The sequence below is a fragment of the Nostoc sp. genome, assembly GCF_036916735.1.
In the GTDB taxonomy this organism is placed as follows: domain Bacteria; phylum Cyanobacteriota; class Cyanobacteriia; order Cyanobacteriales; family Nostocaceae; genus Nostoc.
In genome coordinates, this window is the sequence record NZ_JBALFV010000126.1 from 1 (window position 1) to 19,883 (window position 19,883).

Here is a 19,883-nt window from a genome sequence, read left to right on the forward strand (position 1 = left end):
AACCTGGGTATGGAAGTAATGCACGAGCGTAATGCTCACAACTTCCCCTTAGATTTGGCTGCTGGTGATGTTGCTCCTGTGGCTCTAACTGCTCCTTCCATCAACGGTTAATTCTAAGCTCTAACTAAATAATAAAGCGCTCTCCCACAAGGGAGGGCGTTTTTTACTTTTAACAACAATATCAACAAAGAGATAATATTATATTTATTTTGCGATCGCACATGCGGATTTTTTTTGCTTCAGTCCCCACTGTTGGCTCAAGATTCACCCGACGTATTTCTCCTCGCCGATAAGTTAAATTACTCCCTGGCATTTATGCCGTCTCCAGCAATGCTATCCCAGGAAGCAATTTCAACTTGATATTCTGGATCTTCAGCATCCTGTTTGAGGGCTACAATCATTTCTGTTCCAAAAATTTTGCGGCGGTGTTCTGCTAGCAGTGTATTAATGTATGCACTACTATTTTCCTGTGCATACTGATCTACAAATCGCAGAATGTCTTCTTCTAAGGTAATTGTGACTTTGAGCATTTATAATTAATTTTTAGTATTACTATTTAGTATGACTTTATCATCATACGAAAATTTGCTAAACTTATACACCTGACCTATATAGGCAAATTACAGTAAAGCGTAGACATGTAGTGCCTTGCAGTCAGACATAGCTTTAGTCTATTTTTTTAGCTATAGAAATTAAGCGGATAAATATTTTTGGTAATTAATATCAATCTTCTACCCGCAACAACCAAAAGCCGCTATAAGTCATCCCGGAATCATCAGGTTGAACTAACAAAAAATGCAATCCTCGGCAATGCTTTTTTCGTTGTTCAAATGCTTGAGCTGCTGTTGTAACTTCTGGATCTTCAAAAGTGGCGACAATCCACCTATCCACTAAGCCAGCTTCTAATATTAAGCCGTCTGGTGCGCCAGATATATAATTCAAGCTTACGGGACGGGCTTGCTGTAACCATCTGGCTAGGCGCATTGATTGCCGTCCACCATAAATTACTACACCAGGGACGGGCACTGTTGAAGCTAAACCCAAATTGATGGGTTTACGATGTTCTGGAATGTGCAAAATGGGAATAGGGCGATCGCTAAAACTCGTTTCCACATCACTAGCAGCTAGACTCGCAAAACGCCATTGTTCTCCCCAGAGGTTTTCTGGTAATGGTGCTGGGGGTGGTTTATCCAGCGTTGAGGGATACTGCTTTTCTTGTAACCACTGCTTTAACGCCAAAGTGTGACGGGTAGGTTCGACATTTATACTTAAATTGCGTCCCGCCGCCTCAATTAAACTTAGTGACTGAGGACGAAATACCTGAATCACATCTGGCAATTTTTCACCTGCGGCTAGCTCAAGTTGAGCAGCTACCCAATTAGAATTTGCTGCTGACTGGAGACAGGTGGCTTCATACTCAAAGCTGCGAGTTGCGTCACAAATCAACAACTCCCATAAAACTTGTCCAGATGCATCTTGTGAGGGACGACGATAAAAATCAACCTGCCAAATTTTCATATATGGGGATGGGGTATTGGGCACTTGTACTGCCCTTCTCTTCTTAGGCTGCGCCCTAAGCGTAGCTATGCCGCAGGCTTTACGACTACGCTCAGGAACCGCGACTTGTGCCGACTTGTACTGAGCGGCGTCGAAGTAGCGAAGTCGAGGTAAGCCGAAGTATTGAGCATTGGGCATTGGGAGATGAGAGGGATGAGGGATCTGAGGAAGAGTTAAAACTGAATGTTTCAAGCTCAGAGGCTCAACGTTTGAGTAAAAAGGCTCAACGTTTGAGTAAAAAGGCTCAACGTTTGAGTAAAAAGGCTCAACGTTCGAGTAAAAAGGCTCAACGTTCGAGTAAAAAGGCTCAACGTTCGAGTAAAAAGGTTCAACGTTCGAGTAAAAAGGCTCAACGTTCGAGTAAAAAGGTTCAACGTTCGAGTAAAAAGGTTCAACGTTCGGGTAAAAAGGTTCAACGTTCGGGTAAAAAGGCTCAACGTTCGAGTAAAAAGGTTCAACGTTCGAGTAAAAAGGCTCAACATTTAAGCTGATCTGCCTATACCCCATGCTCAATTCAAAAAGCCTGAATCCATTCCTTAACAGAATACTCAGTCCAGATGCCATTTTTCCAGTAAGGGTCATTTTCGATTAACTGGCGTACAGTGGCTTCGTCTTCGGCTTCGTAGATCCCAAAAACTTTTGTGACATCCTTGGTGGGACCAATAGTAATCAGCACACCTGACTCTTTCTGTTTTGCTAATCCGTCTAAATGAGCTTCACGGTGTGGGGCGCGTTTTTCGAGAACGTCTTCGCAGTAACTTCCCCAGACTACATATTTAGGCATGGTTAATCAATTAAAAATTTAAATTCTTAGTTTACAGGGAACAGGGTACAGGGGATAGTTTTTCTTTGCTGTGCCCTGTCACCTGTAACCTTTTCCCTTCTTTACTCCTAACTTCTCAGGTTTACACCAAATTTTTCCACCAAGGCTTCGCGGACTTTATTGTGTACTGGTTCGACTTCAGCTTCAGTAAGAGTGCGATCGCTAGCCCGATAAACTAAGCGGAATGCTAAACTTCGCTGTCCTTCGGCGACATTTTTGCCCCGATATTCATCAAATAATTCCACAGATTCGAGCAAATCTTTACCAGCTTTGGTAATTACTTTTTCAATTTCCGCAACTGAGATTTTCACGGGTGCGAAAAAGGCGATGTCGCGATCGCTTGCTGGATAAGTAGAATATGGCTGGAATGTTGGAACCAGAACTTCATCTTCTCCCAGAGAATCTAAAAGTACATTTAGATCCAACTGGAAAACATAAACGGAATCTGGTAAACCTTTTTCTCGTCGCAATTGGGGATGGAGTTGTCCAAAAATACCCAGGCTGTTACCCCGAATCCACAGAGAAGCCGTGCGTCCTGGATGTAAGCGATCATCGCGGCGATCGGGTTGGAATTCTACCTGTAAGGCAAGTTGCCGAAATACACTTTCTAAAATGCCTTTGGCTTCAAACCAGGTGATGGGTTCTTCGCGTCCACTTTTTGACCATTTACCAATAGAAATATCCCCTCCCACAATCCCAGCCAGGGCTTCTGTTTCTTGCAAACCGTCTTCTTCTTGCCAGAAAATTTGCCCGATTTCAAAACCGTTAAGAGCACCATTACCCTGCTCTAAATTGTATTGAAAGGCATCAATTAATCCAGATATCAAATCGGTTCGCAGCGCTGAATATTCGACAAATAAAGGGTTTGACAGTACTATATTTCTGTCTTCCCCTGGTTTGACTAAAGAATAGTGAATTAATTCTGTCAACCCTTCAGCCCGCAGGAAAGCTCGTAACTTGCGAATCAATTCCTCATCTAAAGGTAGATAGCCAGCTTCCGCTTTTTCTGGCAAGGTATCACAGAATTTGTTGTAACCATAGAGACGGGCGATTTCTTCAATTAAATCAATTTCCCGCTCTAAGTCGCGGTAACGATAGGGTGGAACAGAAACTGACCATGTAGGTTGATGGTTAGTATCTTCTCTTGAAGGAGTTAATTGACATCCCAATGCAGTCAAGATGCGCTCAACGTCTTGTTCTTGCAGTTCAGCTGTATTTTCTCCTAAATCTATTGGCCCCAATATTTGATTAACGCGGTCTAAACGCAAGGCGATAGAACGACTCCAGGTAGACGGTTCGGGGCGGGTGTCGGCAATTTCTTGGTGAACAAGAATTCCACTAGCTAATTCGCTAATTAAGGATAGGGCGCGGCGATTAGCTATTTCCAACTCAGCGCGGTTAACTCCCCGTTCGTATCTGCCAGAAGCCTCACTTCTTAACCCGACACTCCGGGAAGAACGGCGAATTGCTACGGAATCAAATAAGGCTGCTTCTAAAACTAGGCTTTGAGTCCCTTGATGAACTTCTGTTTCTTCTCCACCCATGACTCCCGCCAGGGCAACGGGTTTGTCGTTCGCGGTGATTAATAAATTTTGGGTTGATAGGGTGCGAGTTTGTCCATCCAGGGTTTTGAGGGATTCTCCAGCATTGGCGAAGCGAACACCGATGGTTAAATTTTCGCCACCTGCAAGAGATTGTAGGCGATCGCCATCAAAGGCGTGCAGTGGTTGTCCCCATTCCAACAAAACGTAATTAGTAATGTCTACAACATTACTGATGGGACGTACCCCAGCAGCCCGCAAACGCTGTTGCAACCATTCCGGAGATGGGGCAATTTTTACCTGTTCAATTACCGTACCAATGTATGCAGGACAAGCTTGGGTATCGGCAATTTTTAAAGCTAAATTTCCGGCACTTTTGGTAATAGATACTTCACCAGGTTCAGGAATGCTCAACTTTTCACCAGTTAAAGCTGCTACTTCCCGTGCTACACCTACCATACTTAGAGCATCAGCGCGATTTGCAGTTGCGGTGAGGTCTAAAATTACATCATTTAAACCTAGCAACGGACGCACATCACTACCCAATGGTAGATTTTCCTGGGTAAAAATATGAATTCCGTCTACATCGGTGGGCAAACCGAGTTCCTTTAAAGAACAAATCATGCCCTGAGATGGGACGCCACGCAGTTTTGCAGGTTTAATTTTTAAATCAATCTTAGGTAAGTAAGTACCTGTAGTTGCCACTGGCACATAGATATCTGCCTTTACATTAGCAGCACCACAGACAATGTTTAAAGTTTCACCTGTACCGATATCCACTTGGCAAACACTTAATTTATCGGCGTTGGGATGGGGTTGACGCTCAAGCACTTTGCCGATAACCACGCCATTTGCCCAAGTGCGGCGATCTTCAATCTCTTCAACCTCAAACCCCGCCATTGTCAGGATTTCGGCTAATTCTTCTGGACTAAGTTTTATCTCTACTAGTTCGCGCAGCCAATTTAGAGAAATACGCATGGAATGTGCTTGTTTTAGGAATCGTCTTTTGCTCTTATTTTAGGGTGCAAGAAGCGATCAATGGCTACTCGCCCCGCAAGGCTTACCCTTTCACTTGAACAATCCTACTACGTTAGACTGGCAATGTAAAAATAAGTAAATACTGAGAATGTATCTACGCACAGAAGTAATACATTCTTTTTATTTGGTTGATTTTGACGTTAAACTACATACACCTCAATTTCTCACTTGTGAAAAATCTGGGTGTTTTGTTTCCGAAAAAAAGCGTGTCAAAGGTTTGTTATTTAGTTTTTATTAACAACAAGTTGAACAATGTAATCTTGGAGCGCGATCGTTTGTCCGCTTGGGTACGGGGAAACCCCTATCAATGTCACCGAATATTTATTTGAAAATTGAATTGGTAAAGCATCACGACCTGGTATAAGGGTTAGCATTAATGTTGAAAGTTGCTTACCATTTTTTCTGATGTCTAATTCAATAATAACTTGCCCTTGCCAAATACAAGTTACATTAGAAGGACACCGAGAATCTTCGATAACTTTTGAGAATTTGATTTCAATATTTTCAGTGGGTAGGTAAGCTGTCTTTCCATATTTAAGATAAAATGGACTATTTAAAATAGTTCCAACTCTAGCGATCAATTGTTGATGATTACCTTGAGCAATTGATTGAACTTCTATTCTTGAAGGTTTAATATTTGATAATAGTCCATAGCTAGGAAGACAATTTACTCCACCAATAAATGTTAAGATAACTGCTGCACTTACTACACTTTTCATTTTTTATACTCCATAGTCAGGAATTTTTATTAGTTGAGCCAGAAAGTAGGCTTATAAATTGTTCTGTTTTCTCCTATAGTGAAGCTTCAAAACACAAAATCTAATTAGGTAAATTTTGTGCGTAGGTGCAGCCTGCACTTCTCTACGAGACGCTCTTGCTAGCTTGCTTCCACGAAGTGGTACGGCAAGCTACTTCGACTGCGCTCAGTACAAGTCAGTGACTATCGTAGACATCGCTTCTGACATAACCATTACGATTGAGAGCCGTTTAGTTTCTCACGCTGCTTGAGCTAGAATCCCATAAAACCAGCAATCTAAAGACACTAGGTTTTCTCTCTGATTTCAAGAACTTCAACAACGCTTTTCAAAGAATTCATTGCTTAATTTATTTTGAAGATTCACTCTAGTTTTACTTTCTAGCATTATTACTCCATAGTTGAGCAATTATTACATTATGTAAAAGGGACATTATTTTTTCTCTGTTTTCAACAAACCCAGCTTTTTGCGATGAGCAATGACCACGATTTTACAAGGCGTAGTCCGCACTTTGACTGTGCTCAGTGACCATCGTAGACATGGTTTTGATGGAAAATAATCAAATGATAAATGCTGATTTTTTCGTTGGTTATTAACATTAGTTGCGCTCAAGAGTAATTTAGATGCGTTTGCTCTGGCGATCGCAGAACTTAAATCTTTAAAACTTAATAAAAACTCACAAGTAATACTTTTTCATTCAATAAACTACAAAAATAAGACTTTACTCTTTTTTGAAGTGTAATTATATTGCATTGTATTGTAGAACTCCAAAGAAATAAATTTGCCTTGTTTGATCTGAAAAATTCCTGTAAAAGCTGCCTCAAAAGCTTTCAAAATCAGGATTATCCGACAATTTTCTGAAATATACCTTAACAATATCGAAAGAATAGACAATCCAATCTAAAGAATCAGCAATCCAATCGAAATTTTGTTCATTTTAAATGTAAATTTTATTTTCTATACTTTTACTAAGTGTGGTGCTTGCTGTTGTTATTAGTATTTTTGATTGAAAATGAAAGTAAAAAAATGCTTTCATTTATGTCGTTGATGTTTCTCTTGATAGAGGAATTTAAGTTTAAGTAATAGGAGTTTAATTCTAATGGCAACTTCTGACAATAGCAATCAAACTGTTGGTTCACAAAGTACTAGCAACAATTTAACTGGTAATGGCAATTTTTCTTTCAGTGAAGGCAAATGGCAGTCTACCGATGGCAGCAGTTTAGATAGTAGCAGTGGCTTTGGTGGCGCTGCTAGTGGTAGTAATATTTTCGCTTCCTTCATTGGTGGTGGCAACTCATCCACAACCAGTGAAGATGGAAAGTACAAATATAATTATGAGCGACCACTTGACGAACGGGCTTTAACTGATACCAATAATCCGTTCAATCAACTAATCGGAGTCCTTGGCGGTGATATTAGTGCCTTAGGTGGTGGTAGCAACCCGTTTGCTGGCGCATCTGGTAGTAACGCATCTGGTGGCGGTAGCAAAGGGGTTGCTGGTAGTAACGCATCTGGTGGCGGTAGCAAAGGGGTTGCTGGTGGTGGCGCATCTAGTGGTAGTAGCAACCCCTTTGCTGGTGGTAGCGCATCTAGTGGTGGTAGCGACCTCCCTGGTAACTTACCATTTGACAGCACTCCGCCCTCCAAGGAAAGTAGTAGCAACCTACCTGAAACTGGCAATGGTCAACCTGTACCTTATAAGAGCGACAATTGGATATCTGATATTCAAAAACTAGATGGTGCAAATGCTATCAATAACAGTGGCCAAGGTAACGGTAACTGGCTATATGGTAGTAACAACACAACCGACGGTAACGGTAACTGGAATTTTGGTGGCGGTAACACAACCAACGGTAACGGTAATTGGAACTACGGTGATGGCGACAAAATCGAAGGTAATGGCAACTGGGGCTTTGGTAAGAATAACACAACCAACGGTAACGGTAACTGGAACTTAGGCAATAACAACGACATCTTTGGTAATGCCAATACACTACCTGGTAGTAAAAACGATATCCTTGGTAGTGGCAACACTGCCAATGTAACTAACAGCAATTTCCTTGGAAACCGGATTGAAGCCAGTGGTGATGACAAAACACTCGTTGGTAATGAAGGCTGGAATTTCTCTGTTAGTGGCGAACTGATATCGCTAGGTAGTACTAAGCCTAGCCAAAATATAGGAGCTGATGTCAACAGTTTACTCGGCAGTTCTGACCTTGTAACATCCGCCATGTCAAATCCTGGCTACAACAACCCAAATTATGATTTCTCTACCATAGCTTAAAAGTTTATAGCAGACAGGAGCCAGTTTTTGCATCGGTAAGTCTGTCTATTGTGGCAATGGCCCTTTTTGCCAACTTAAGTTGATTACATTTTGAATAGAATACTTCTGGGTTAAGCTTTGCAGATGATATTGCTCTTATTGAGCGGTGCAAGAATCAACCTTCTAGCACTTCAAAAATTTCAATCTGTAATTAACCCAGAAGTATTACTCTTTGAAATCTGGTGGGTGAGGTATAGAAAAAATAATTAACCGCAGATGAACACAGATACTTCTAGATTAGTAGTCATGTGTAGATTATCCCACAAAGCAATGTGCAAAAAAAGCTCATTGGAGTGTTTAATTTAAGTCAAATGCATAAAGATTATTTTTAGTAATTCGGCGCGAGTAAACGGTTTAGTCAGATATCCAGATGCCCCAACTAATTTGGCTTTCACTTTGTCTAAAACCCCTTTATTCCCAGTAATAAAGATGATAGGAGTCTTTTGAAATATAGAATTATTTCGTATAATCCGACACAACTCATATCCGTCTATTCCTAGCATGTTTAAATCCAACAGAATTAAATCCGGTTTATGCCTTATAATTGACAAAACGGCTTTGACTGGATCGTTAATAGTCACTACAGAAAAATTTTCATCTTCTAAGAAACGGCTAATTTCTTTAAGAATTGTAGGGCTATCATCTACAGAAACGATTTTGTGAGTTTTTTGTACCGTTACAGTAGCAGCCGTTACTATTTGGGAAGGAGGATTTATGTTATTTGATATTGTTGGTTCTTGAAAGTTCTCTTTTGGAGAAGGAGAAATCTGAGGTAATCGTTGGACAGTAATTATATTCTCTTCAGAAATATCCAGGTAAGAATTGAGAGTAGTACTTAGTTCTTTTTTGGTATTAACTAACTCTTTTATTAATTTTGGCAAAAGCGTAGGCGTAGCCCGCACTTCGACTACGCTCAGTGACCGTCGTAGACATTGCTCTTGAAATATATTTGATAATTTATCATAAGGTGGATCGGCTTCATGCAAGATAATCGCACCCTTAAGTATATAAGGGTATAAAGTGTGAGCCAGTTGGATTTCATCTTGATTCAAAATTACGGCTAGATGACACAGGCTGAAACCTTTCATCCAATTAGTTAAATCTGGCTGGAGTTTTGGTAAATCTTTTTGCTCAATTTTGCTATTAATCAATAGATATGGACGTTGATATGGAGAAGAGATTTGAGGAACAAAATCTTGCCATTTTTTTAATCTTACTTGGCAATGTTCTAGAATTTTTTCTACATCTAACCTGCAAATTCTTGGCATTCTATCAAGTGGTTCTGTTAATTCATATGTACCTTTTTTGATTAGCAAAAATGATTCAATCACCTCTTGTACTAATTCTTTAATTAGCACTGCTGCTTGTGTAGAATGTAAATGTTGTTGACTCACAAGCCAGGATATAGCCTGATACTCGGGAGGGTGGCTGGTTGAATTGCTGTCATCTTCAATTAACTGAGTGTGTAAATCAGGTTCAAACATTAGACGTAATTTAACCCGAACCTCACTGGTAAGCTGTGGAATTTGATGACTAAGGCGACGCAAATGACGCTCTAGCCGATCAAAGGGTTCCACTGAATGGGTAGCGTAGGTTATTCTTCCCTGTTCTAGGTAAATCGACCAAGAAACTGAGTTACTTAATGCTTGTAAACAAGTACTGTCGGAGCAATTGGATAACTGTCTTAACAAACTTAGAGGACGTAGTTTGACGAACGCACCAGAATTATTCATATTTATCAAGTTTTTTGCGGAATCAACAACCGAACATTTGTAAATTGAAAATATTAGCTATGAAATATTTTCTTCTTTGTAATATTTCTCTCCGTACAAAATATTATTTTTAAAATATGTATATATGTTAAAACTAGTAAATTATAAGTATTATTTGTTAAATTTAGCACATTATACTTACTCTAGCTATTTCAAAAAAATTAGGTGGGTATGAATAAACGTAAATATCTATCATAGCTAAACTATCAGTAGATGTTAGTTACTTCTCGATTTTACTTACTACCGACAACTTTTGACTGAAGACCTTAATAATGATGTTTATTTCTGCCCACTCACTGAAAGAGGTAAATTTGATTTCAAGTTTCCGCAGCTACACTGCCATACTTCTAAAGCTAATAAACTTAATTATGGTTAATTATTTTTATGTAAAAGAACGATTTTTCTACATAAAATCTTTAAAAATTTATATAGGAAAGTTTACGTATTTATTGTACTGTAGGGTTAATGGATATAATTTTTGGGTAGATACATTACAACAGGGAATGCTGCGTTTTGATAAACTCTTTTTTGCTAAACTAAGCTGTTCTCAAGTTCTTCGTAAATATGTAGAGAACTTCATGAAAAAAATTTGTTTAATAAAAATTAGAGCATCTACCACTAGATACTATATTCTGTAAGTCGCCTCGGCGACTGTAATTATATACTCTGAGAAAAGGGAAATAAGGCTTTGAACTTTAACATAACACAAAAAGTTATGGATGATACATTAAGACTTGATGAAGTAGTAGAATTTGCTGAGAACCCAGAACCACGTTGTCCTTGTGTACTTTTGCTAGACACATCTGGCTCGATGCAAGGAGACCCGATTGAGGCTTTAAATCAGGGTTTACTAAGTTTAAAGGATGAATTAGTTAAAAACTCCTTAGCCGCAAGACGGGTGGAAGTGGCGATCGTAACATTTGATAGTAATATCAATGTAGTACAAGACTTTGTCACAGCCGATCAATTCAATCCGCCGATTTTGACAGCCCAAGGATTGACTACAATGGGTGCAGGAATTCATAAAGCTTTAGACATAATTCAAGAGCGGAAATCTCAGTATCGTGCCAATGGGATTGCTTACTATCGTCCTTGGGTATTCATGATTACCGATGGAGAACCACAAGGTGAGTTAGAGCAAGTGGTAGAGCAAGCATCCCATCGCTTACAGGGAGACGAGGCAAACAAGCGGGTAGCATTCTTTACAGTTGGAGTAGAAAATGCGAATATGACGCGTTTAAATCAAATAACTGTACGTACCCCGTTAAAGCTGAAAGGATTAAATTTTATCGAGATGTTTGTTTGGCTGTCAACTAGTATGTCAGCTGTTTCTCATTCACAGGTAGACGAACAGGTAGCACTACCGCCGATTGGTTGGGGGACTGTTTAATTCAAAATTGCAGCTTGATGTTGATACAGGTAGCTGCTAGAAAAAAAATCTATGAACATATCAAAACAGATTGCTCAATGGCAGATTGTGGCTGCGTCTGTATGTGGTACAAGTCACTTAAAAAACAATCAGTTATGTCAGGATGCTCATCACTGGCAGGTATTATCAGATAACGTTTTAGTGGCAGCCGCAGCAGATGGTGCGGGTTCTGCTAGTCTTGGGAAAGTGGGAGCGATGATTGCTGTGGAGACAGCAATAGAAAACATTTCAAGCATTGGACTCACCCGCAAAAGTTTGAATGATGATGGTGATGTGCGATCGCTCTTAAATGATGCCATACTAGCCGCCAAAAAAGCTGTGGATGATGAGGCGGCTACCTGTGACAAACAGCCTCAAGATTTAGCAACTACCTTAATTGTGATGCTCGCCACACCAGAAGTTGTGGCTGTAATGCAAATAGGTGATGGTTTGGCAGTGGCAAAAGATAGCATGGGCAACCTCTTGGCACTTACTATACCTGACAGTGGCGAATACATCAACGAAACGACTTTTTTAACTTCACCTACTGCTTTAGATACAGCGCAGATGAGAGTCTGGCGCACGGACATAGTAAATGTTGGTATCATCACCGACGGACTACAAATGCTGGCTTTGAATATGGTTGTTGGCGAACCTCACAAACCCTTCTTTTTCCCCCTATTTGAATTTGTAGCTAATGCCGAGGATAAGACACAAGCGAAGGAGCAGTTGGTAAAGTTTTTACGCTCAGAGCGGATTACACAACGCACTGATGATGATTTAACACTGATTATAGCTGCATTCAACAACTCATAAGCAAAAAATTTACAGGTTTCACATCTTAAATAACTCCGTTAGCGGTAATTTCATTATGCAGGTACTACGTTGTTCCCCTAGAAAAGAAATCCTCAGTCTCAATGTCAGTTTGGGACGTGGCGGTGAGGCTTGTGTTTATGCAGTGCCATCCGATAACAACTTGGTGGCAAAGATTTACCATAAGCCAACGACTGCCCATGCTGATAAACTCCAAGCGATGCTTGCAAACCCGCCAGAAAACCCTACGGCGAGTTTAGGGCATATCTCTATCGCTTGGCCAGAGGATTTATTACGGGCGGCAGATGGCAAAAATATCATCCTGGGCTTTTTGATGCCACGCATTCAAGGGATGCGTCCAATCATCGACTTTTACAACCCCAGAACCCGTCGCCAACACTGTCCCCTATTCAACTATCAGTACCTGCTCCGCACGGCTCGTAACTTGGCGGCAGCTTTTGCAGCTTTGCACGCTAGTGGATATTGCATTGGTGATGTAAACGAGTCAAATATCCTCGTTAGTGACACAGCACTGGTGACTTTGATAGACACAGACTCCTTCCAAGTACTCGAACCAAACAGCAATGTTATTTATCGCTGCCCTGTAGGTAAACCAGAGTTTACCCCACCAGAACTACAAAATAAAACTTTTGCCCAGCACGATCGCGAAATTTCTCATGATTTATTTGGGTTAGCGGTGCTGGTATTTCAACTCTTAATGGAAGGCACACACCCATTTTCGGGGATTTTTCAAGGCTCTATTGAGCCACCCCCCTACGAAGCTCGGATTGCATCGGGTCATTTCACTTACAGCCAAAAGCGCTATGTGCCCTATCTTCCTACACCCATTGCACCCCCTTGGGAAATTCTTCATCCCAGTTTACAAGAACTATTTGTCCGTTGTTTTGAAGACGGTCACAACAACCCACAGCTGCGCCCCAGTGCCCAGGCTTGGCTATCAGCAATTGCAGAAGCCGAAGATTCCTTAATTACCTGCACGACAAATCCTCAGCATCGCCACAACAACCATATGCGTAGTTGTCCCTGGTGTGAACGTACCGTGCGATTAGGCGGACGCGACCCCTTCCCATCACATCGGGCTATAGAAGCTAGAGAACATCTCCAACCGCGAATCAAACGGAAAAAGCACTACACCCAGACACCGCATTTTCCACAGCGAACCATGTCACCGCACTCAGCTAATTATTGGCAGCCAGTAATTACCCCAAGCGGTAGATCTTATAAACCTTCTAAGAAGTCAAAGTTGTACCCGATTATTTGTTGCTTGCTGGGTTTTGGTTTACTGGGATATGCGGACGTAATGATCAAATTTACTCAGCCGTTGGTTTACCAAAATGCTTACACTCAACAAACACTGAAGTCTCGCCAGACAGACAACAAACTCAGCTTCGCTGATTACTATCAGCAAGGTTATACTGCTTACAAAGACCGAGATTATGAAAAAGCAATTGCCAGCTTTACCGGAGCAATTGAACAAGAACCGACACATGCTAGAGCGATTGTAAATCGTGGCAATGCTCGCTATAACATGAAAGACTACGAAGGAGCAGTTGTAGATTATACCCAAGCTCTCAAAATCAATCCCAATCAAAGCAAAGCTCTTGTAAATCGGGGTAATGCCCGCTATATGCTCGCCGAATATAGCAACGATCCCGATCTAGAGTATAACCTAGCGGTCGCAGACTATAATCGCGCTATTGGTCTGAATAATAATGAAATTGAAGCTTATATCAGACGCGGCATTGTCCGCAGCCAAATGGCTAAATATAGCGGTGAATCTCAACAAGCTTACAAAAGAGCGATCGCAGATTTTACTCACGCCATAAAACTTAATGTATTCAAAGCAGAAGCTTACTTTCAACGCGGTGTTGTCTATTATCAAATTGCTCAATATAGCAGCAATTATGAGCAAGAATATCATCAAGCGATCGCTGACTTTAACCAAGCATTAGCTATCAGCCCCAAACTAGCAAAAGTATATCTCAAACGAGGTATGGTTCGCTATGAACTAGCACAATATGGCGGTAGTGAATCTAACAAAAATCAGGCAAAAGCTATCGAAGATATACAGGCATCTGCCAAAATCTTTCTTGAGCAAGATGATATGGATAATTATCAGCAAGCACTCAGTAACATGTGTGTAGTTGTAGAAAACAAATGTGACCCTTTATTCCAAAGCTCAAGTAATGTAGAAAAAACTAACTAAAAATAGGTAAGTTTTATCACTTGCATATTATTGGTTTAGATTTCAAAAATCAAGCCTGATTAGGGTTAGCGTCAGCTAACCCTAGTTATTTATTGAGTAAAAATCATCTTTATATTGAGTAATTTGTTTTGCTATTTTTAGATATTCATAGAGCTTTTATATAGAAAAGATTTTAATTTATATTTGCTTCATAATTTTTTCAAAAATAATAGTTAGATTATTGACGGAGAAGAAAAAGAAATCAATTTTCTCTATCTAAGTGCATCCTCTTCATATCGATAAAGTTAAACAACTTTGGATTTTAGATTTTGGATATTGGATTTTTGATTAAAAGAGTTTTTTAGTACATGCCCCGCTATCAAAATGGGCAGAACAAATCTACTCATAAGCTCGTGACTTCGATGACTAATCCTAAATTGTAAATTCAGAATCTAAAATTGGCATGGTCAAATAATTATATCCCTACAAATCTCCGAGGTAATTGCATGAAAGCGGTGATTTTGGCTGGAGGACTTGGTACACGCCTCAGTGAAGAAACTAGTATCAGACCTAAGCCGATGGTTGAAATTGGTGGTAAGCCAATTCTCTGGCACATAATGAAAACTTACTCTGCTCACGGCATTAATGACTTTATTATTTGTTGCGGTTATAAAGGTTACATAATTAAAGAGTATTTTGCTAACTACTTCTTACACATGTCAGATGTAACCTTTGATATGCGATTTAACCAGATGAACGTGCATTCTGGCTATGCTGAACCTTGGCGTGTCACCTTAGTAAATACGGGTGATAATACAATGACAGGCGGACGCTTAAAGCGAATCAGCGAACATCTTGGTAATGAAACTTTTTGCTTTACTTATGGTGATGGTGTAAGTAATATTAATATCACCGAGCTAGTTAAATTTCATAAAGAACAAAAGACATTAGGAACCTTGACAGCCGTTCAACCAGCCGGACGTTTTGGTGCTATTTCCTTAGGATATGAGCAAACTAAAATTACCAGCTTTCGGGAGAAACCTGAAGGTGATGGAGCTTGGATTAATGGCGGTTATTTTGTGTTAGAACCAGAAGTAATCAATTTGATTGCTGATGACTCTACCGTATGGGAGCAAGAGCCATTAGAAAAACTAGCTGATATGGAACAACTATCAGCTTTCAAACATGATGGTTTTTGGCAACCGATGGATACTTTACGTGATAAAAACTACCTAGAAGGGCTATGGAAAAGCACTCAAGCCCCTTGGAAGGTATGGTAGAAAGAGTTGGGATAAGGGAGATGAGGGAGATGAGGGAGCAGGGGGAAAAAATAACCAATGCCCAATACTTCGACTCCCTTCGACTCCCTTCGGCGCCGCTCAGGGCAAGTGCCCCATGTCAATGCCCAACGACTTTATAAATTTAGTGTAATTTCAAGTACAATAATCCTAATGTATGATTTTGCGATTATAGGTGGGGGAATAGTTGGACTCTCTACAGCGCTAGCTTTAGGAAAACGCTATTCTAATGCACGTATTTTAATAGTAGAAAAAGAGAGTCAATGGGCATTTCACCAAACTGGCAATAATAGTGGGGTAATTCATTCTGGTATTTACTACAAGCCAGGAAGTTTTAAAGCTAAATTTTGTCGTGACGGTTCTCGCTCTATGGTAGAGTTTTGTCAAGAGCATGGAATTGAGCATGAAGTTTGTGGTAAGGTAATTGTTGCAACTGAAGAACAAGAACTACCACGTTTAGAAAATCTCTACAAACGCGGCTTAGACAATGGCATAGAAGTTAAGAGAATTAGCCCCGAAGAAGTCAGGGAAATCGAACCTCATGTAAAATGTGTAGGTGGAATTCGGGTATTCTCAACTGGTATTGTTAATTACAAGCAAGTTTGTTTGAAATATGCCCAACTAATTCAACAGCAGGGCGGGGATTTACACCTCAATACAAAAGTTTTGAAAATCTTCCCAAGTGGTAAAAATCAGGTACTGGAAACAAACAACGGTAACTTTGAAACCCGGTTTGTAATTAATTGTACTGGATTGCATAGCGATCGCACGGCTAAATTAGGTCAAGTTGAACCCCAAGCAAAAATCGTTCCATTCCGGGGAGAATATTACGAACTCACCCCAGAAAAACGTTACCTGGTCAAGACACTAATTTACCCAGTTCCCAATCCAGATTTTCCCTTTCTGGGTGTTCACTTTACCCGGATGATTGATGGTAGCGTCCATGCAGGGCCAAACGCGGTGCTGTCACTCAAACGGGAAGGTTACAAAAAAACTGACTTTGACTTACAAGATTTTCTTGAAGTCATCACCTATCCTGGTTTTTGGAAGTTGGCAGCAACACATGCTGATGAAGGTATCCAAGAAATCATTCGTTCTTTTAGTAAAGCAGCCTTCACCAGAAGTTTGCAAAAATTAATTCCCGAAGTTCAAGCAGAAGATTTAGTTCCCACCCATGCAGGAGTCCGCGCTCAAGCCTTAATGAACAATGGCAAGCTTGTAGACGACTTTTTGATTGTTTCCGGTCAAAACTCTATTCATGTTTGCAATGCTCCTTCTCCTGCGGCCACATCTTCTCTAGAAATCGGTAAAGCGCTTGTGGCAGAAATTCCGCAACTTTCGCATCTAGATATTGCAGTAACTGCATAGATAACATAGTTATTACTTCCGGGCTGCTGAATAAAAGGATGAATCTTGTATAGTGGGCATCTTTTCCAGCCTGGAAATACAAGGGATGGCTATCTTAACCTATCCCACAAGAAAAAGTGTAGTGCATCAATTAAGACCCATTATAGAGTGCTGCTACCCAATGGGTAATATCATGTCCGCCAAATTACCCATAATAAAAGAACTCCACCCCGTTCTTTGGGAAGGGAGACAAAGCACAGCTTTGGCGGGGTTATCCGGGTTTAACAACTAATCAAGCGGACATAATATAAGTCGGCGTTGGCAAACTATGTAATGACTTTTAGCCGAGTTATATATAGCGCTTTTGGGTTGAGTCCAATAACCTAACCCCTAACCCCTTCCCTACAAGGTAATGAGAGTAAAATTCAAAGCCTCTCTCCTCTTAGAAGAAAGGTCGAGTTATTGCATACAAACGAAAAATATAGCGATTCCCTTTTGGATGTAACACGTAGTAGGGCGAATATTTGTGCGCCTCTAATTTAACTCATCAATACAAAGGCATTAACCACAATGAAAATATTAGTAACTGGAACAGAAGGCTATCTTGGTTCGTTATTACCCTCTCTGTTAATTGAACGAGGACATGAAGTTATCGGTCTAGATACCGGTTTTTATAAAGTTGGTTGGCTATACAACGCTAATGGGGTGACACCCAAAACCCTCAACAAAGATATTCGCAACATCACCCCTGATGATTTAGAAGGTGTTGAAGCCATAGTTCATATGGCGGAACTCTCCAACGACCCAGCTGGACAATTAGCGCCTAACATTACCTACGAAATTAATCATATAGGTTCAGTTCGTCTAGCTAGCCTAGCTAAGGCTATGGGTGTGCGCCGCTTCGTATATATGTCTTCGTGTAGCGTCTACGGTGTTGCTACCGCCGGTGATGTCACAGAAGAATCCCCAGTTAATCCTCAAACAGCCTACGCAGAATGCAAAACTCTTGTAGAAAGAGATGTCACACCACTGGCTGATGATGACTTCTCTCCCACTTTTATGCGGAATGCAACTGCCTTTGGTGCTTCTCCCAGAATGCGCTTTGATATTGTTTTAAACAACTTAGCAGGGTTGGCATGGACTAGCAAACAAATCAAAATGACCAGTGATGGCACACCCTGGCGGCCATTAGTCCACGCACTGGATATTTGCAAAGCAATAGTCTGCACTTTGGAAGCACCACGCGACATTGTACATAACCAAATTTTCAACGTGGGAGATACAGCAAATAACTATCGCGTCAAAGAAATTGCAGAAATTATTGCCGATATTTTCCCAGATTGTAAATTGTCCTTTGGTAACAACGGTTCAGATAACCGCAGCTACCGGGTATCCTTCGAGAAAATCAATAAAATCCTACCTGGATTTAAGTGTGATTGGAATGCCCGACTTGGTGCGCAGCAGTTATTTGATTTATTCAGTCAAATAGATATGGCTGAAGATACTTTCTTGTTTAGAGGATTTACACGCTTAAAGCAACTAGAGTATCTGATTCGTACCGAGCAAATTGACAAAGATTTTTTCTGGACTAAAAAGTAGTTAGAGTAGCCTAGCAGTAGTGAACAAATAATCTAATATTCCGAATCAATACTATTTGATTCGGAGTTATCCTACCTATCAAATTATTTGCAATTAGTGAGTTAAAGTTTATGGCGATCGCAAAATGTCGTTTCAGTGGTCAACCCCTGCACCAAACCTTTATTGATCTAGGAATGTCACCTTTAGCCAATGCGTATTTAACAGCAGAACAGCTAAAGAATGCAGAGAAATTTTATCCTCTCCATGCTTATGTTTCAGAAGACACTCTTTTAGTTCAATTAGAACAATTTGAAACACCAGATCACATTTTCAGCGATTATGCTTATTTTTCTTCTTATTCGGTAAGTTGGCTAAAACACGCCAAGGCTTACACCGAGATGATGATAGAAAACTTTGGCTTTAATTGTAATACTCAAGTTATTGAAATTGCCAGTAACGATGGCTATCTTCTGCAATATTTTTTAGAAAAGGGAATTCCTGTTTTAGGAATAGAACCAGCCGCAAATATAGCTAAAGTTGCTGAAGATAGAGGCATTCCTAGTATTAACAAGTTTTTTGGAGTTGAAACCGCCAAAGAACTTGTGATAAAAGGAAAACTAGCTGACCTTTTGATAGGTAATAATGTTTTAGCTCATGTACCAGATTTAAATGATTTTATAGCTGGAATGAAACTCATCCTCAAACCTAATGGTATTTTGACGATGGAATTTCCTCACATTTTGCAACTTATTCAACAAAATCAGTTTGATACTATTTATCACGAGCATTTTTCTTATTTTTCATTTCTGACTATTGAAAAAATCTTTGCAGCACACAACTTGCAACTGTTTGACGTAGAGGAATTACCAACTCACGGCGGTTCTTTAAGAATTTATGCTAAACATGACTACGCTGATAATCACAGTATTAGCGACCGAGTTAACCATCTGAAAGTAAAAGAAATCGCCGCTAGGCTGGATCAAATAGAGACTTACATTACATTTGGAGAAAAAGTCAAAGAAACAAAGCGTAAGCTATTAAATTTTCTTATGACGGCTAAAGCAGAAGGTAAATCAATCGCTGGTTATGGCGCACCTGCTAAAGGCAATACATTGCTCAATTACTGTGGAATTGGTAAAGATTTTCTCGATTACACTGTAGATTGCAATCCCTACAAGCAGGGATTATTTCTACCTGGAACTCATATTGCCATCTTTGAACCAGAAAAAATCCGCGAAACAAAACCAGATTACCTTCTAATATTGCCTTGGAATCTCAAAGAAGAAATTATGGAACAAATGGCATTTATTGGCGAGTGGGGTGGACAGTTTGTAGTGCCAATTCCTGAAGTAAAAATTTATCCAAGTCCTGTTAACGATCACCTTTTAATAGTCTTGTGATTAATGTATTCGAGAATACGTTTT

Annotated in this window: 16 protein-coding genes and 1 pseudogene; 10 read left to right on the forward strand and 7 right to left on the reverse strand. The window is 40.2% G+C overall.

The window, feature by feature from the left end; genetic code table 11:
• Positions 1–111, forward strand: a pseudogene (locus V7L20_RS32275) (photosystem II q(b) protein); the annotation flags it as partial.
• 70 nt (positions 112–181) lie between these two features.
• Here V7L20_RS32275 and V7L20_RS32280 read toward each other — a convergent pair.
• The 3 genes from V7L20_RS32280 to V7L20_RS32290 all read right to left on the reverse strand — a co-directional run bounded on the left by V7L20_RS32280 (position 182) and on the right by V7L20_RS32290 (position 1,518).
• Positions 182–313, reverse strand: coding sequence for a hypothetical protein (locus V7L20_RS32280; RefSeq protein WP_334747994.1), 132 nt, complete (start codon positions 311–313; stop codon positions 182–184).
• Positions 300–530 (reverse strand): type II toxin-antitoxin system MazE family antitoxin, encoded by a 231-nt coding sequence (gene mazE / locus V7L20_RS32285; RefSeq protein ID WP_334747995.1) that lies wholly within the window; start codon positions 528–530, stop codon positions 300–302. The genes V7L20_RS32280 and mazE overlap by 14 nt, the downstream gene beginning before the upstream one ends.
• A gap of 193 nt (positions 531–723) precedes the next feature.
• Entirely contained in the window at positions 724–1,518 is a 795-nt protein-coding gene (locus V7L20_RS32290; RefSeq protein WP_334748025.1) for a Tab2/Atab2 family RNA-binding protein, read from the reverse strand.
• Positions 1,519–1,625: 107 nt separating this feature from the next.
• Between V7L20_RS32290 and V7L20_RS32295 the strand changes: the two genes are divergently transcribed.
• Entirely contained in the window at positions 1,626–2,048 is a 423-nt protein-coding gene (locus V7L20_RS32295; protein WP_334747996.1) for a hypothetical protein, read from the forward strand.
• A 23-nt stretch (positions 2,049–2,071) separates the two neighbouring features.
• On the opposite strand, the gene V7L20_RS32300 is transcribed toward V7L20_RS32295, so the two are convergent.
• The 3 genes from V7L20_RS32300 to V7L20_RS32310 all read right to left on the reverse strand — a co-directional run bounded on the left by V7L20_RS32300 (position 2,072) and on the right by V7L20_RS32310 (position 5,678).
• Positions 2,072–2,341: a YciI family protein gene (locus tag V7L20_RS32300; protein ID WP_334747997.1), complete on the reverse strand. Its 270-nt coding sequence runs from the start codon at positions 2,339–2,341 to the stop codon at positions 2,072–2,074.
• A gap of 107 nt (positions 2,342–2,448) precedes the next feature.
• Complete coding sequence (gene pheT, locus V7L20_RS32305) at positions 2,449–4,899, reverse strand: phenylalanine--tRNA ligase subunit beta (RefSeq protein WP_334747998.1); 2,451 nt, start codon at positions 4,897–4,899, stop codon at positions 2,449–2,451.
• A gap of 284 nt (positions 4,900–5,183) precedes the next feature.
• On the reverse strand, positions 5,184–5,678 hold the full coding sequence (locus V7L20_RS32310; RefSeq protein WP_334747999.1) for a hypothetical protein: 495 nt from the start codon (positions 5,676–5,678) through the stop codon (positions 5,184–5,186).
• Positions 5,679–6,813: 1,135 nt separating this feature from the next.
• On the opposite strand from V7L20_RS32310, the gene V7L20_RS32315 reads away from it, so the two are divergent.
• Positions 6,814–7,998 carry a hypothetical protein gene (locus V7L20_RS32315; protein WP_334748000.1) on the forward strand — a complete coding sequence of 395 codons (1,185 nt, stop codon included), beginning with the start codon at positions 6,814–6,816 and terminating at the stop codon, positions 7,996–7,998.
• 341 nt (positions 7,999–8,339) lie between these two features.
• On the opposite strand, the gene V7L20_RS32320 is transcribed toward V7L20_RS32315, so the two are convergent.
• Positions 8,340–9,770 (reverse strand): response regulator, encoded by a 1,431-nt coding sequence (locus V7L20_RS32320; RefSeq protein ID WP_334748001.1) that lies wholly within the window; start codon positions 9,768–9,770, stop codon positions 8,340–8,342.
• A gap of 754 nt (positions 9,771–10,524) precedes the next feature.
• Between V7L20_RS32320 and V7L20_RS32325 the strand changes: the two genes are divergently transcribed.
• From V7L20_RS32325 to V7L20_RS32355, 7 genes are all read left to right on the forward strand, one after another.
• A complete protein-coding gene (locus tag V7L20_RS32325) occupies positions 10,525–11,199 on the forward strand; it encodes a vWA domain-containing protein (protein ID WP_334748002.1) in 675 nt (224 codons plus the stop codon).
• Positions 11,200–11,250: 51 nt separating this feature from the next.
• Positions 11,251–12,033 carry a PP2C family serine/threonine-protein phosphatase gene (locus V7L20_RS32330; RefSeq protein ID WP_334748003.1) on the forward strand — a complete coding sequence of 261 codons (783 nt, stop codon included), beginning with the start codon at positions 11,251–11,253 and terminating at the stop codon, positions 12,031–12,033.
• 55 nt (positions 12,034–12,088) lie between these two features.
• Positions 12,089–14,257, forward strand: a complete 2,169-nt coding sequence (locus V7L20_RS32335; protein WP_334748004.1) for a tetratricopeptide repeat protein — start codon at positions 12,089–12,091, stop codon at positions 14,255–14,257.
• 485 nt (positions 14,258–14,742) lie between these two features.
• Positions 14,743–15,516, forward strand: coding sequence for a glucose-1-phosphate cytidylyltransferase (gene rfbF, locus V7L20_RS32340; protein WP_229555979.1), 774 nt, complete (start codon positions 14,743–14,745; stop codon positions 15,514–15,516).
• A 171-nt stretch (positions 15,517–15,687) separates the two neighbouring features.
• Positions 15,688–16,902 carry an L-2-hydroxyglutarate oxidase gene (gene lhgO, locus V7L20_RS32345; RefSeq protein WP_334748026.1) on the forward strand — a complete coding sequence of 405 codons (1,215 nt, stop codon included), beginning with the start codon at positions 15,688–15,690 and terminating at the stop codon, positions 16,900–16,902.
• A 549-nt stretch (positions 16,903–17,451) separates the two neighbouring features.
• Complete coding sequence (locus tag V7L20_RS32350; protein ID WP_334748005.1) at positions 17,452–18,480, forward strand: NAD-dependent epimerase/dehydratase family protein; 1,029 nt, start codon at positions 17,452–17,454, stop codon at positions 18,478–18,480.
• A gap of 110 nt (positions 18,481–18,590) precedes the next feature.
• Positions 18,591–19,859 carry a class I SAM-dependent methyltransferase gene (locus V7L20_RS32355; protein ID WP_334748006.1) on the forward strand — a complete coding sequence of 423 codons (1,269 nt, stop codon included), beginning with the start codon at positions 18,591–18,593 and terminating at the stop codon, positions 19,857–19,859.
• Positions 19,860–19,883: the final 24 nt, after the last annotated feature.